General features: G+C 42.9%; 8 protein-coding genes. 7 read left to right on the top strand and 1 reads right to left on the bottom strand.

Annotated features, from left to right (window positions below; genetic code table 11):
* Positions 1 to 356 precede the first annotated feature (356 nt).
* The 7 genes from tet(Q) (at position 357) to DWY79_RS01450 (ending at position 12,164) form a co-directional block, all read left to right on the top strand.
* Positions 357 to 2,282 carry a tetracycline resistance ribosomal protection protein Tet(Q) gene (gene tet(Q), locus DWY79_RS01480; protein WP_004291466.1) on the top strand — a complete coding sequence of 642 codons (1,926 nt, stop codon included), beginning with the start codon at positions 357 to 359 and terminating at the stop codon, positions 2,280 to 2,282.
* Positions 2,282 to 4,600 carry an ATP-binding protein gene (locus tag DWY79_RS01475; RefSeq protein WP_004291467.1) on the top strand — a complete coding sequence of 773 codons (2,319 nt, stop codon included), beginning with the start codon at positions 2,282 to 2,284 and terminating at the stop codon, positions 4,598 to 4,600. Before tet(Q) ends, DWY79_RS01475 begins: the two co-directional genes overlap by 1 nt.
* Positions 4,593 to 5,915 carry a sigma-54 dependent transcriptional regulator gene (locus DWY79_RS01470; protein ID WP_004291471.1) on the top strand — a complete coding sequence of 441 codons (1,323 nt, stop codon included), beginning with the start codon at positions 4,593 to 4,595 and terminating at the stop codon, positions 5,913 to 5,915. Before DWY79_RS01475 ends, DWY79_RS01470 begins: the two co-directional genes overlap by 8 nt.
* A 279-nt stretch (positions 5,916 to 6,194) precedes the next feature.
* Positions 6,195 to 6,617, top strand: coding sequence for a dihydrofolate reductase family protein (locus DWY79_RS01465; RefSeq protein WP_004291474.1), 423 nt, complete (start codon positions 6,195 to 6,197; stop codon positions 6,615 to 6,617).
* Positions 6,618 to 6,855: 238 nt separating this feature from the next.
* The gene (locus DWY79_RS01460) at positions 6,856 to 7,461 is read left to right on the top strand and encodes an RteC domain-containing protein (protein ID WP_004304269.1); all 606 of its coding nucleotides are present in this window, start codon (positions 6,856 to 6,858) and stop codon (positions 7,459 to 7,461) included.
* Positions 7,462 to 7,762: 301 nt separating this feature from the next.
* On the top strand, positions 7,763 to 8,893 hold the full coding sequence (locus DWY79_RS01455) for an ATP-binding protein (RefSeq protein ID WP_004291480.1): 1,131 nt from the start codon (positions 7,763 to 7,765) through the stop codon (positions 8,891 to 8,893).
* 16 nt (positions 8,894 to 8,909) lie between these two features.
* On the top strand, positions 8,910 to 12,164 hold the full coding sequence (locus DWY79_RS01450; RefSeq protein WP_004291481.1) for a P-loop NTPase fold protein: 3,255 nt from the start codon (positions 8,910 to 8,912) through the stop codon (positions 12,162 to 12,164).
* A gap of 131 nt (positions 12,165 to 12,295) precedes the next feature.
* Here DWY79_RS01450 and mobC read toward each other — a convergent pair whose 3' ends face one another.
* Complete coding sequence (gene mobC, locus DWY79_RS01445) at positions 12,296 to 14,314, bottom strand: conjugal transfer protein MobC (RefSeq protein WP_004291482.1); 2,019 nt, start codon at positions 14,312 to 14,314, stop codon at positions 12,296 to 12,298.
* Positions 14,315 to 14,323 lie beyond the last annotated feature (9 nt).

Below are 14,323 nucleotides of genomic sequence, written 5' to 3'. Positions count from 1 at the left end.
AATGGGAAATACACAAATGCTAAACTAAAGAAGATATTGGCCAAAATAAACGCTATACCGAGAGAGAAACTTGATTTTTCAACTTCCTAAAACGGTGTTGTTCAAACATTTCTACTTATTTGTACTTGCCAGTTGAACCTACGCTTCCCTAATAAAATGTCTATGGTAAAAAGTTAAAAAATCCTCCCACTTTTGTTAGATATATTTTTTTGTGTAATTTTGTAATCGTTATGCGGCAGTAATAATATACATATTAATACGAGTTAGTAATCCTGTAGTTCTCATATGCTACGAGGAGGTATTAAAAGGTGCGTTTCGACAATGCATCTACTGTAGTATATTATTGCTTAATCCAAATGAATATTATAAATTTAGGAATTCTTGCTCACATTGATGCAGGAAAAACTTCCGTAACCGAGAATCTGCTGTTTGCCAGTGGAGCAACGGAAAAGTGCGGCCGTGTGGATAATGGTGACACCATAACGGACTCTATGGATATAGAGAAACGTAGAGGAATTACTGTCCGGGCTTCTACGACATCTATTATCTGGAATGGAGTGAAATGCAATATCATTGACACTCCGGGACACATGGATTTTATTGCGGAAGTGGAGCGGACATTCAAAATGCTTGATGGAGCAGTCCTCATCTTATCCGCAAAGGAAGGCATACAAGCGCAGACAAAGTTGCTGTTCAGTACTTTACAAAAGCTGCAAATCCCGACAATTATATTTATCAATAAGATTGACCGTGCCGGTGTGAATTTGGAGCGTTTGTATATGGATATAAAAACAAATCTGTCGCAAGATGTCCTGTTTATGCAAACTGTTGTCGATGGATCGGTTTATCCGGTTTGCTCCCAAACATATATAAAGGAAGAATACAAAGAATTTGTATGCAACCATGACGACGATATATTAGAACGATATTTGGCGGATAGCGAAATTTCACCGGCTGATTATTGGAATACGATAATCGCTCTTGTGGCAAAAGCCAAAGTCTATCCGGTGCTACATGGATCAGCAATGTTCAATATCGGTATCAATGAGTTGTTGGACGCCATTTCTTCTTTTATACTTCCTCCGGCATCAGTCTCAAACAGACTTTCAGCTTATCTCTATAAGATAGAGCATGACCCCAAAGGGCATAAAAGAAGTTTTCTTAAAATAATTGACGGAAGTCTGAGACTTCGAGACGTTGTAAGAATCAACGATTCGGAAAAATTCATCAAGATTAAAAATCTAAAGACTATTTATCAGGGCAGAGAGATAAATGTTGATGAAGTGGGTGCCAATGATATCGCGATTGTAGAAGATATAGAAGATTTTCGAATCGGAGATTATTTAGGTGCTAAACCTTGTTTGATTCAAGGATTATCTCATCAGCATCCCGCTCTCAAATCCTCCGTCCGGCCAAATAAGCCCGAAGAGAGAAGCAAGGTGATATCCGCTCTGAATACATTGTGGATTGAAGACCCGTCTTTGTCCTTTTCCATAAACTCATATAGTGATGAATTGGAAATCTCGTTATATGGTTTGACCCAAAAGGAAATCATACAGACATTGCTGGAAGAACGATTTTCCGTAAAGGTCCATTTTGATGAGATCAAGACTATCTACAAAGAACGACCTATAAAAAAGGTCAATAAGATTATTCAGATCGAAGTACCACCCAACCCTTACTGGGCCACAATAGGGCTGACTCTTGAACCCTTACCGTTAGGGGCAGGGTTGCAAATCGAAAGTGACATCTCCTATGGTTATCTGAACCATTCTTTTCAAAATGCCGTTTTTGAAGGGATTCGTATGTCTTGCCAATCTGGTTTACATGGATGGGAAGTGACAGATCTGAAAGTAACTTTTACTCAAGCCGAGTATTATAGCCCGGTAAGTACACCTGCTGATTTCAGACAGCTGACCCCTTATGTCTTCAGGCTGGCTTTGCAACAGTCAGGTGTGGACATTCTCGAACCGATGCTCTGTTTTGAGTTGCAGATACCCCAAGTAGCGAGTTCCAAAGCTATTACAGATTTGCAAAAACTGATGTCTGAGATTGAAGACATCAGTTGTAATAATGAGTGGTGTCATATTAAAGGGAAAGTTCCATTAAATACAAGTAAAGACTATGCCTCAGAAGTAAGTTCGTACACTAAGGGCTTAGGCATTTTTATGGTTAAGCCATGTGGGTATCAAATAACAAAAGACGGTTATTCTGATAATATCCGCATGAACGAAAAAGATAAACTTTTATTCATGTTCCAAAAATCAATGTCATTAAAATAATGGAGCGGTCAGGAAATTTCTATAAGGCAATACGGTTGGGATATATACTTATCTCCATTCTTATCGGATGTATGGCATATAATAGCCTCTATGAATGGCAGGAGATAGAAGCATTAGAACTTGGCAATAAAAAAATAGACGAGCTCCGAAAAGAAATAAACAATATCAATATTCAAATGATAAAATTTTCTCTATTGGGTGAAACAATACTGGAATGGAACGATAAAGATATCGAGCATTACCATGCACGGCGTATGGCAATGGACAGTATGCTCTGCCGTTTCAAGGCCACCTATCCAGCAGAGCGCATCGATAGTGTGCGCAGTCTTTTAGAGGATAAGGAACGACAGATGTTCCAGATAGTCCGGTTAATGGATGAACAACAATCTATTAACAAGAAGATAGCCAATCAAATTCCGGTTATTGTACAGAAAAGTGTGCAGGAACAGTCCAAAAAGCCAAAACGAAAAGGTTTCTTAGGCATATTCGGCAAAAAAAAGGAAGTAACTCCAGCAGTATCAACCACTATCCTTCATTCGGTCAATAGAAACGTAATCAGCGAACAGAAAGTGCAGGATCGCCAATTGTCGGAACAAGCCGACAGCCTTGCAGCTCGTAATGCAGAACTTAACAGACAACTGCAAGAATTGATTTGCCAAATAGAAGAAAAGGTACAAACCGAACTGCAAAGCCGGGAAAACGAAATAGTTGCCATGCGTGAAAAGTCATTTATGCAAGTAGGCGGTTTAATGGGATTCGTTCTTCTATTGTTGTTAATTTCCTACATCATCATACATCGTGATGCAAAAAGCATTAAACAATACAAGCACAAGACAACTGATTTGATAAGGCAACTGGAACAATCCGTACAACGGAACGAGGCACTGATAACGTCAAGGAAGAAGGCGGTACATACTATCACCCATGAACTGCGCACACCGCTGACAGCAATAACAGGCTATGCCGGACTGATACGGAAAGAACAGTGTGAGGATAAGTCCGGGCAGTATATCCAAAACATACTGCAATCCTCCGACCGTATGCGGGATATGCTTAACACTTTGCTTGACTTCTTCCGCCTGGACAACGGCAAGGAACAGCCCCGTCTGTCACCCTGCCGGATTTCAGCAATCACGCACACACTTGAAACGGAGTTCATGCCTGTTGCCGTGAACAAAGGGCTGTCCTTGTCCGTGAAGACTGGACACGATGCCATTGTATTGACCGACAAAGAGCGAATAATACAAATCGGGAATAACCTGCTGTCAAACGCTGTCAAGTTCACAGAAGAAGGCGGTGTTTCTTTGATTACTGAATATGATAATGGAGTTCTGACACTGGTCGTTGAAGATACAGGTACAGGCATGACAGAAGAGGAACAGAAACAAGCGTTCGGTGCGTTTGAACGTCTATCAAATGCCGCCGCAAAGGAGGGTTTCGGGCTTGGGCTTGCCATAATGCGTAATATTGTGTCGATGCTTGGCGGAACAATCCGTTTAGACAGCAAGAAAGGGAAAGGCAGTCGTTTCACAGTTGAAATTTCTATGCAGGAAGCTGAAGAACAGCTTGGATATACAAGCAATACACCTGTTTATCATAACAATAAATTCCATGATGTTGTCGCCATTGACAATGATGAGGTATTACTTCTGATGCTGAAAGAGATGTATTCCCAAGAAGGAATACACTGCGACACTTGCACCGATGCTGCGGCACTGATGGAAATGATACGCCAGAAAGAATACAGCCTGTTGCTGACAGACTTGAATATGCCCGATATAAACGGTTTCGAATTGCTGGAACTGTTGCGTTCGTCCAACGTGGGCAATTCACCAACAATCCCGGTGGTTGTGGCAACCGCTTCGGGCAGTTGTAACAAAGGGGAACTATTGGCAAAAGGCTTTGCCGGATGCCTGTTCAAACCGTTCTCCATATCGGAACTGATGGAGGTTTCCGACAGGTGTGCCATAAAAGCGACACCGGACGGGAAACCGGACTTTTCCGCCTTATTGTCCTATGGCAATGAAGCCGTCATGCTGGAAAAGTTGATAACTGAAACAGAAAAGGAAATGCAGGCGGTACGGGATGCAGCAAAAGAAAAAGACCTGCAAAAGCTGGATTCCCTGATCCACCACCTGCGCAGTTCGTGGGAGGTGCTCCGTGCCGACCAACCGCTGAATGTACTTTACGGATTGCTTCGTGGCGATGCTCTCCCGGATGGTGAAGCGTTAAGCCATGCCGTGACTGCCGTGCTGGATAAGGGAGTGGAAATAATACGGTTGGCAGAAGAGGAAAGGAGAAAATACGAAGATGAATAAGACAAAAATAATTGTGGTGGAAGACAACATCGTGTATTGCGAATATGTCTGCAATATGCTGTCACGGGAGGGCTACCGCAATATGAAGGCTTACCACCTCTCAACCGCGAAGAAACATCTGCAACAGGCAACAGATAATGATATCGTGGTTGCCGACCTGCGTCTGCCTGACGGCAGTGGCATAGACCTTTTGTGCTGGATGCGAAAGGAGGGAAAGATGCAGCCCTTCATCATTATGACCGACTACGCCGAAGTTAATACCGCCGTGGAAAGCATGAAACTCGGCTCGATAGACTATATTCCCAAACAGCTTGTGGAGGATAAACTTGTCCCCCTGATCCGTTCCATACTGAAAGAACGTCAGGCAGGACAACGCCGTATGCCTATATTCGCCCGTGAAGGTTCCGCCTTTCAGAAAATCATGCACCGCATAAGGCTGGTAGCCGCCACCGATATGAGCGTGATGATATTTGGTGAGAACGGCACGGGCAAGGAGCATATTGCCCACCTGTTGCATGACAAGAGCAAACGTGCAGGCAAGCCATTTGTGGCGGTGGACTGCGGTTCACTCTCCAAAGAGCTTGCACCGTCGGCTTTCTTCGGACACGTCAAAGGTGCATTTACAGGTGCGGACAATGCCAAGAAAGGATATTTCCATGAGGCGGAAGGCGGCACGTTGTTTCTGGACGAGGTAGGAAACCTCGCGTTGGAAACCCAACAGATGTTGCTCCGTGCCATACAGGAGAGGCGGTATCGCCCGGTCGGAGACAAGGCAGACCGGAATTTCAATGTCCGCATCATCGCTGCTACCAATGAAGATTTGGAGGTATCGGTGAATGAAAAGCGTTTTCGGCAGGATCTTCTGTACCGCCTGCACGACTTCGGGATAACCGTTCCTCCGTTGCGTGACTGTCAAGAAGACATTATGCCGCTGGCAGAGTTCTTCCGTGATATGGCAAACAGAGAGCTGGAGTGTAGCGTGAGCGGGTTCAGTTCCGAAGCACGTAAAGCGTTGCTGACACACGCATGGCCGGGCAACGTGCGGGAACTTCGGCAGAAAGTTATGGGTGCTGTATTGCAGGCGCAGGAAGGTGTTGTCATGAAAGAGCATCTGGAACTTGCCGTGACGAAACCGACCTCTACTGTCAGCTTCGCCTTGCGCAATGACGCGGAGGATAAGGAGCGGATATTGCGTGCGTTGAAACAGGCAAACGGCAACCGGAGTGTCGCCGCAGAACTGCTCGGCATAGGCAGGACAACACTATACAGCAAACTTGAAGAGTATGGACTTAAATATAAATTCAAGCAATCATAGCCCGTAATTCACTGAATTTGGCTATCTTTGCATAACATTTGAGAAAAACGGCGATTGGCAGGAGCTTTTCGCCGCCAACATATAGGATAAGACCGCAAGGCGTTTCAAGCGAAAATCTGGTAAATTGGAACTACGGAGACGATTGCGTGATGCTTATGCTATGCTTACGCATAGCGTGCATTCACGTACTCTCCGTAAAGGCTTTACCAGAGCCATCGCTTGAAGGTAGTGTGAATTGCACGCTACTTTTTTACCCTTGCCTAACGAAAGGAAACGATTATGGGTAAAGTTCAGATTCTCGCCGTACTGACGATGGACGGATGTCTTTCTTCAGAGTTATATGATAAAGCACATCAGGATTTGTGCCTTGACCGTTGCGGTCTTGATGAAATCAGGAAGAAAGCCTTTTACCGTGTGACACCGGACTATTCCATTTCAATGCTGCACGAATGGAGAAAAGACTGCACAAACATCCGTTACCTCGCGGAAGCCACACCGGACACGGCAGACTATATAAACGGACTGCTGCGGATGCACGCTGTGGATGAAATCATACTATACACCGTTCCTTTCATATCCGGAAGCGGACGACATTTTTTTAAGTCGGCTCTGCCAGAGCAACACTGGACGCTTTCCTCTTTGAAAAGCTATCCCAACGGTGTATGTCGCATTATCTATATCCTTGATAAAAAAGCAAGATAGCCAAAATGTGCGGCAAGCATACATTTCTATTTTCAGGAATAGAATAAATGTTCCGATTACAAACAATTTAAGTCGGAGATAATTTGTCCTTGTGAAAAAATACTGAATTTTATACCTCTGAAATCCAGCACTTTGTAAAATTGAGTGTTGGATTTTTTATTTTCTGCCGCGTTTTTTGCCAATTATATTCATGTGCGCACGCAGAAAACAAAGTGTAATTTTCAAAATTGACAGAACCATGAATTATTTCTTGCTGGCGGAAACCGACTTTTTCCGCCTGATAAACGAAGCCGGCGACTGCAATATGGAAACGGCATACACGGCTTTCGCCACCCAAGTGATCGAACTGTGCAACGGCGGCATGGACATGAACCTTACCGTCATCGCGCTTGCCTACATCGAAATCGAGTTGCAGCACCATCCCGTACGTAATCTGTCAGAAGAAAAAAGAGAGATTGCCGCCTACGTCAGCAAGGCTCTGTCTTTCGTAAGAAAGATGCAGAAATTCCTTGCCACGCCCCAAGTGCCACCACTAATATCCGCCAACAACGCAACAGAAACCACCGCCAGCCTTCTTCAATGGACGGGCAATGCCATCGACCTCGTGGAACTTATCTACGGCATAGACGTGATGGGCTGCATCAACAACGGCAATATGCCGCTCAAACAGCTCGCCCCACTTCTCTATAAGATATTCGGGGTTGATTCTAAAGACTGCTACCGCTTCTACACTGATATCAAACGCCGGAAGAACGAAAGCCGCACCTATTTCATTGACAGGATGCAGGAAAAACTGAACGAGAGAATGTTGCGTGATGAGGAGTTGGAGCGGATGAGAAAATAAAAAAATATCCATTACATATGAGAAGACAGGAATACTCGTATCCTGTCTTTTTATTTTCATTTAATTATATATTAATTAGCACAATATATGTGAGTTTTTCATTCCTATAAGGACAAATTTCAGAAACGTATGTCTGGTAAATTATTGAGTCATCATAGTATGAACATATATCATTACTAAAAACAATGAAACAACTTCCATAAGATTGTGGTTGTAAAAATCGCCATTTAATAGCCCGTTTTTTTTGTAAAATTCGCCAATTAAAAAAATATGATTATCTTTGCATTATATTTTATAAGGTATGGAAACAGTAAATAGAATACTTCAAGAGAAGATTACAGCACGAATCGCGCCCAATAAAGCAGTACTGATTTTTGGTGCTCGCCGTGTTGGTAAAACGGTAATGATGCGTAAAATTGTGGACAACTATTCAGGTAGGACGATGATGCTCAACGGCGAAGACTACGACACATTAGCACTATTGGAGAATCGCTCAATAGCCAATTATCGGCATTTATTGGATGGTATTGATTTGCTGGCTATTGATGAGGCACAGAACATACCACAAATCGGTAGTATTCTGAAGTTGATAGTTGATGAAATACCGGGAATAAGTGTCTTGGCAAGTGGTTCTTCGTCATTCGATTTGCTGAATAAGACTGGTGAACCGTTGGTCGGCCGCAGTACGCAATTTCTCCTTACACCATTCTCGCAACGGGAAATCGCACAGACGGAAACGGCACTTGAAACCCGCCAGAACCTCGAAGCGCGCTTGATTTACGGTTCCTATCCCGAAGTAGTAATGATGGAGAACTATGAACGTAAAACAGACTACCTACGTGATATTGTCGGTGCATACCTGCTTAAAGATATCTTAGCAATTGACGGCTTAAAAAATTCGAGCAAGATGCGCGATCTACTGCGATTGATAGCTTTTCAGTTGGGCAGCGAAGTTTCTTACGAAGAGTTAGGTAAACAACTCGGCATGAGCAAGACGACCGTTGAAAAATACCTCGACCTATTGGAAAAGGTCTTCGTTATCTATCGTCTGGGGGCTTATTCGCGTAACCTACGCAAGGAGGTTACAAAAGCTGGCAAGTGGTACTTCTACGACAACGGCATTCGCAATGCCATTATCGGGGCTTTCTCACCGCTGGCCATTCGGCAGGATGTCGGTGCGCTGTGGGAGAACTACATCATCGGAGAGCGGCGCAAAGCGAACTTCAATGAGGGACTGCACAGGGAGTTCTATTTCTGGCGCACCTACGACAAACAGGAAATCGACCTGATTGAGGAGAGTGCCGACAGTCTTACCGCCTTGGAGTTCAAGTGGGGAAATAAAATGCCGGCCGCACCGAAAGCCTTCCAAGAAGCCTATCCCTATGCCGAGTTTCATGTGGTAAATCGGGAGAATTATTTGGAGTTCGTATAATCAATAAATTACGTATATGGAAACAAAACTACAATCCAAACAGCAATATCCGCGGTTTATCCAAAATAAACCGTGTGGTATTGACAAATTCGATGGAGGTTCGCAAGAAAGGTTGGCAAAAACTATTGCTCGCCATTTTTGTCAGAATGATTCATTGGATGAGGAATGTACTTTACCTCGAATTATCGGCATCGAAGGTATTTGGGGATCTGGAAAATCCAACGTGGTTAAAATGTTGGAACGTGAATTATCAGACGACTATTACTTTTTTGAGTATGACGCATGGGGACATCAAGAGGACTTGCAACGCCGCTCTATATTGGAATTGCTTACAAGCAAACTTATTGATGATGGTATCCTATCTGGAAATGCAACAATAAAAGTCAAAGGTGGAGGTACGAAAACCGTATCATGGTCTGAAAAGCTGAAATATTTATTAGCCCGTAAAACGGAGACCGTAACCGAAAAATATCCCCTTATCAGTAATGGTATGGTTGCGGCATTTTTGGTTGCAGTTTTAACTCCGATATTTACATTTATTGCGTATGCAGTAAAACCTACACCCACAACATGGTGGTTTTCTTTATTGTCTATTATCATAGCTGCACTGCCAGTTCTTATTGCATTGTGCGTTTGGAAATGGGCATATAGCAAAGATCATAAATATGGATGGAGTTATATGTTAGCTATTTATCAAGATAAAGTCGAAAAGGACGTTTGCTATGAGACTTTGAGCGAAGACGAACCAACGGTTTACGAGTTCAAAACATGGATGCAAGACATTTCTGATTTTATCAAGGAAAAAGGACAACGTAAATTAGTCCTTGTTTTTGACAACATGGATCGTCTCCCCGCTGAAAAAGTAAAAGAATTATGGTCTTCTATCCATACGTTCTTCGCCGATAGCGGTTTTGAAAATGTTTGGGCTGTTATTCCTTTCGATGAAACACATTTAGCTTGTGCATTCGGAGATGAGACCGACGAACAAACGAAACAACTGACCAAGTATTTTATCAATAAAACTTTCCCTATTGTTTATCGTGTTGCTCCTCCTGTTATTACCGACTATCGAAGTATATTCAACAAACTGTTTGTTGAAGCATTTGGAGAAACAGAAAATGAAGCGAAAGAAACTATAAATCGGATATTCAGATTGGTAAATCCTAATGCCAATGTTAGGGAAATTATATCATATATCAATGAGATGGTCGCTCTTAAACAAGAGTGGTGTAACGAAATTTTGATGATAAACATAGCATTGTTCTGTTTGAAGAAGACGGATATTCTGGCAAATCCAGTAGAACAAATATTGTCCGGCGACTATCTGAATGGCATTCAAACAATAATTAACAATGATCTGCAAACACAACGCGAAATTGCAGCTTTGGTATATGGTGTCGATGTTGAAGATGCTCGACAAATTCCATTGAAAAAATATATTGAAGGCTGCATCAACGGAGAAGAAGACCACGACATAAATCAATATGCAGAGACTAATAAACAATTTGACACTGTATTAGAAGAAGTTATACAATGTATGGACAATGCGCTTATCGATAAGATTATACATTGTTTGCATAAATTAACTCGAAAGAGCGATGTTATTCTGCGTGTATGGCAAAGAATAGCACAATTGAAATTAAAAGAATCCATAGAGAAGCAGGTGTTCCCTGTCGAATACCAAGAACTGCTGTTGCATTTAGACACGGAAAGCCAAAACCATGTGATTGCTCAATTATATAAGAAGATAGTTCGGTTCAATGACTTCAATGGCGGCGACTATTTCAAAACGTTAGATGCAATAGACAGGTTTATTGCGCAAAATAAGTTGGCGTGCGATTTTACGTCATTGATTGAAGCAAAAACAGTCAAGCCAAATACATTTATCGATTATATTCAAGCTGCAAATGCAACAGATGCTGCCTATCGGGATAACGCGACAACTAAAGCATATAAATATTATCAAGTAGCAACAAATTCGGAGGCGCTCGATAATTATTTGGCAAACTTACTACCCGATAATTTCGACCATGCAGATATTGTAAAAACGTTAAAAGATAATTCTACCTATACGTTTCCAACGCTTTTGCAAGCGATCACGAATTGCATTGATGAACAGAATGTAAATAAAGATAATATAGGGGCTATATTTACAACCTATCGTTTATTGGCATCTGACGAAGAAAGACCTTTACCTGTAACGTTAGATTCAACCTACATAAATCAGTTGCATTCTGAATTAGAAACTGATGGCCGAAACATTAAAGAGTCTGGATATTACGATTTAGTCGCCATGCAATTGGCACATGGTCATTCCGTTTCCTTAATAGAGGGTGGAGATATAAAATATGTTGCAGAACTCATGGACTATTATGTGGATCATGGAGACTTATTAGTAAATAGTGTGGGATGGAATATACCGCTATTAAATGAAACACTACAATACATGGTAAATCATAAACTTGGCTATAAATTATTGCTCTCAGACATATTGCCCCAATTTGAAGATATTAAGAACAGAATAGGTGTAACGGATGAGGTATTTATCGAGCATTTAGCAGAGTGGAATACCGATTTGGATAAGTATATCACTAAGAACAATATTAAAGATGTAATTCCTGACGCATCTTTTTACGATTTGACCACTAAAATAAGCAATGTCCTGACCGATCATATCAATAAAATAGCGTTCGAAGCGTTGTCTGAAATAAGTGTTGATACATTATACGCCCAAAGAACAGCACATACATCATATTATTGGTTTGTCGCAATAAAACATTTACTGGCTAAAATCAAATCCTTGCCAGATAACTTGACTGAATTTGGCAAAAAGATTCTGATGGATATTGCTTCTGGAACTCAAAGTTTGAATCCTTTCCCTAATTGTTTCAAGAATATAGTTGAAAGATTGGATAAACGAAAAATTAAATCGACAGTTACCGATATAAGAAATGATTTCTGCATCGGTAAAAAGACTATCAATGCAATAAAGTTTCAATTTTTCGAAACATGGCTTAGATCGCATGGTAATTTGAAAAGTCAAGCTGGAGACGTTATTGATAAAATAGTGAAACCTGTAATTTCCGATGGGGCATGCCGTTCATTGATTCTGCAAAACAAAGATTTTTATATGGATTTAATAAATACAGCAGGGGATGATGCTTATGAATTGAAAAAGAGTCTCCGAAACCTCATACAAAAAGATTCAGATCCGCAATTGGTTAAATTTGTCAATTCGATAGATTCAGTACCTGAGGTTGAAACCGCGTAAGTATTTGTCTAACAAGTCCGAATTTTACGATTTTACCCGTCAGAACTGAAGTGCCCCCCAAAAAAATTGTATCCAACTTTTGGGGGTCACTTCAAACTTCGATAGGGATAATTTTCAATTTTGGGGACTTGTTAGACAGTCTCATTATCTGGTAGCAGTTTACACAGCACCGGATCGTTTTTGATACGCTCCAGTTCCTCCTGCACAATCTGCTTCACCTCTTCCTTGATGCGCCGGTAGTTCGCCTGCACCGTTTCCTTCATGCGGTCGTTGCCGTCCTCGTCCGTGAAGTTTGTAATGACGGGAATTTTCTTGTAGGCACTTTCTTCCCGTTTCACCTTTTCGGCATCCACCACAATCTCGCAATGAAAAATCTTCTGCTCGATACGCTCGTTGAAGTTGTCGGATACAGAACCGACAAACATTCCCTGCGTAAGCCCGGAAATCTTACTCGGTGGAATGAGCGCGTCCATCTGCGTGTTGATGGAGGTGGAAACATCCTGCCGGTTGATGGAGATGGACTGCCGTTTCTGCAACACCTTACCGAACCGCTCGGAGAGCGTCTTGGCTGTTTCCCCCACCACCTGACCGGAGAAAATATTGCCGACAGTGTTCATCACCACTTTCGCCTCTTTGTCCCCGTAGTCACGCACTAACTGGCTGAAATCCTGAAAGCCCAGACACACGGCAACCTTGTTGCTTCGGGCGGTAGCTATAAGATTGTCCAACCCTTTGAAGTATATTGTGGGCAACTCGTCGATGATGACCGATGACTTCAGCATCCCCTTCTTGTTGATGAGCTTCACGATACGGGAATTATACAGACCGAGTGCCGCACCGTAGATATTCTGACGGTCGGGATTGTTACCCACGCAGAGGATTTTCGGCTCTTCGGGATTGTTGATGTCCAGCGTAAACTCGCTGTCTGACATCACCCAGTAGAGCTGCGGTGAAATCATCCTCGAAAGCGGGATTTTTGCCGACGCTATCTGACCCATGAGCTGCTCCGCAGCCCCTCCAAGCCACGCATCCATGAACGGCGAAAGGTAGTTCTCCAGCTCCGGATAAGAGGTCAGTATCGGAAATATATCCTCGTAACGGCGGTTCAGAAACTCGATAGCATGGGGAAACGTGCAAAACTTCCCGTTCTGATAGATTTTGAGATACCAGATAATACTGGCAAACAGAATGATAGGTGACTCCACGAAGAAGTCGCCCTGCTTTTGCACCCACGTTTTATTGAGGTTGAGCATTATTGTGTAGGCACTCTCATAGGCATCCGTAATATCTTCCATAAAATCCGGGTGAATGGGATTGCACCGATGAGAGCGTCGCGGGTCGTCGAAGTTGATCACATAGAACTTCGGCTTTACCTTGTAGCCGTCCGGGTGGTTCAGCAAATGGTTGTAGGCAATAGTAGATAGGTCGGGATACTTGAAATCGTAGATGTATTGACTAAAGCCCTTTTCAATCTGTTGCTTGATAAAATTGTTTACCACGGCATAGGACTTGCCGCTGCCCGGCGTACCCAACACGATGGACGCACGGAAGGGATTAACTACATTGATCCAACCGTTGTTCCAGCGTTTCCTGTAATAGAAACGTGTCGGCAGATTGACCGAATACTCGCTTTCGATAAGCCTCGTTTCCTGCATGAAACTCTCGTTCTCGTTGTTGAAAACATCCTCCATCAAATTGTGTTTCAACAGGCGGCTCATCCACAGACCACCCATCAACAGGCAGACATAGCCCGTTCCAATGGTAAGGACATACAGTCCCGTCACCGCTTCAAGCGGCAGCGGCAGGGGCAGCAACCACCAGTTCAGGAAAAACAGCACGAACCCGACGGCAAATGCTGTCCAGATTCTCCCCCAAGTGATTTTCTCACCCTTGACACCCTTCGTACCCAGACAGGACAAGGCAAGCAAAAGGACGGAAAACAGCTTCGTGTAGAGAATGGAATGGAACAGCCCCGCCGTGCGGTCGAAGTTCAGAAGGATTTTGTCCACCACGCCGATGTTCACGCCCCACAGCCGGATGGCTTCGTAGCAGAACCAGTACACGTTCATGACCACTAAAATGATACTCACGGCACGCAGAAAATCCATGATTTTCGCCAATGCCCTCAAATCGTCTTCTTGTTGTGACATACATTGATT

Source organism: Parabacteroides sp. AF27-14, from assembly GCF_003635425.1.
Lineage (GTDB): Bacteria > Bacteroidota > Bacteroidia > Bacteroidales > Tannerellaceae > Parabacteroides > Parabacteroides distasonis.
This window is presented reverse-complemented; position numbering and strand designations above follow the sequence as displayed.

Bases quoted from the DNA above. Each gene is read 5' to 3' on its own strand.
- DWY79_RS01475 (WP_004291467.1), top strand. From the start codon at position 2,282: ATGGAGCGGTCAGGAAATTTCTATAAGGCAATACGGTTGGGATATATA.
- DWY79_RS01470 (WP_004291471.1), top strand. From the start codon at position 4,593: ATGAATAAGACAAAAATAATTGTGGTGGAAGACAACATCGTGTATTGC.
- DWY79_RS01465 (WP_004291474.1), top strand. From the start codon at position 6,195: ATGGGTAAAGTTCAGATTCTCGCCGTACTGACGATGGACGGATGTCTT.
- DWY79_RS01460 (WP_004304269.1), top strand. From the start codon at position 6,856: ATGAATTATTTCTTGCTGGCGGAAACCGACTTTTTCCGCCTGATAAAC.
- DWY79_RS01455 (WP_004291480.1), top strand. From the start codon at position 7,763: ATGGAAACAGTAAATAGAATACTTCAAGAGAAGATTACAGCACGAATC.
- DWY79_RS01450 (WP_004291481.1), top strand. From the start codon at position 8,910: ATGGAAACAAAACTACAATCCAAACAGCAATATCCGCGGTTTATCCAA.
- mobC (WP_004291482.1), bottom strand. From the start codon at position 14,314: ATGTCACAACAAGAAGACGATTTGAGGGCATTGGCGAAAATCATGGAT.